This is a genomic window from Vibrio sp. 811, assembly GCF_033339195.1.
Genome location: NZ_JAWOUB010000133.1, coordinates 1 through 1,014 on the forward strand (window position 1 = coordinate 1; position 1,014 = coordinate 1,014).

The window sequence follows — 1,014 nt, forward strand, 5'->3', positions numbered from 1 at the left end:
AAAAAAGAGCGGACTTTTGATAAGGAAACCAATAATGAATATTAAGGAAAATAGCTATTTTGCAGGCGGTGTGAAGTCACTAGGTTTTAACCAGCACGGACAGGATGTTAGTGTCGGTGTGATGCTTCCGGGCGAGTACACATTTGGTACGCAGGCTCCTGAGCGCATGACAGTCGTTAAAGGTGCTCTCGTGGTGAAACGCGTAGGTGAAGCCGACTGGACAACCTACAGCAGCGGTGAGTCGTTTGATGTTGAAGGTAACTCATCATTTGAGCTGCAAGTGAAAGACGCAACGGCTTACTTGTGCGAATACCTATAATCGGTACAAATGCTGAATTGCTTTAAGCCACCTTCGGGTGGCTTTTTTAGTTGCGTAATTTCCTTGAACTGGCGCACGAGATATCGCTTAGAATTCGGTATCTTGGCGCTATTTATGCGCAACTGTGTATATACTTAGTATAAGTACACCCATCAACCAAGGAGGAAGTGATGGCAGTACAACGCAAGCATTCTGATCTCCCTCCTCGCTACGAAGCGAGCGATTTAACGAATGAACAGCGACACCGCTTTACTGAAGTAGCGAACGCGGCGCACAAAAGACGCAAGTTTTACAAACAGGCGATAGAAAAAAGCTTGGTCGGAAAAATGAAGGAGCGAGCTTTTAAGCCAGTGATTGCACCACAACAAGGAAAACCAAGCCGGGCGCGTCAAGCCTTCTGGTTGATCGTGTTTTTAGCGCTTGGGTTGTGGGCGATGCACTTTTTTGCATAATCGGGCAACTCACAGAGGCTTAGCACGCCTCTGTCATCTCAAGCATTGATTCTTGTTGTTTGCGCAGCTCACCAGCATGAGAACAATGTTCGTAAAACGCGTACTGATTTTTACCCGTGTGTTTCGCGGCATACATCGCTTTGTCTGCGCAGCGGGTAAGCTCTGATAAATCGTTGGCGTCTTGTTTATAGATTGCGGCTCCTACGCTCATCGTCAGCTCATTATAGGTATCGTAGTTTTGAT

3 protein-coding genes are annotated in these 1,014 nt (G+C 46.6%); 2 read left to right on the forward strand and 1 reads right to left on the reverse strand.

Annotation, left to right across the window (positions count from 1 at the left end; all coding sequences use genetic code 11):
- The first annotated feature begins 34 nt into the window (after positions 1 to 34).
- Positions 35 to 319: a pyrimidine/purine nucleoside phosphorylase gene (locus R7Q46_RS25340; protein ID WP_318058363.1), complete on the forward strand. Its 285-nt coding sequence runs from the start codon at positions 35 to 37 to the stop codon at positions 317 to 319.
- A gap of 170 nt (positions 320 to 489) precedes the next feature.
- Positions 490 to 771, forward strand: a complete 282-nt coding sequence (locus R7Q46_RS25345; RefSeq protein WP_005464981.1) for a hypothetical protein — start codon at positions 490 to 492, stop codon at positions 769 to 771.
- Positions 772 to 790: 19 nt separating this feature from the next.
- Here the strand turns inward: R7Q46_RS25345 and R7Q46_RS25350 are convergent.
- The coding region (locus tag R7Q46_RS25350; protein ID WP_318077962.1) for a diguanylate cyclase domain-containing protein at positions 791 to 1,014 on the reverse strand (224 nt) is incomplete at its 5' end.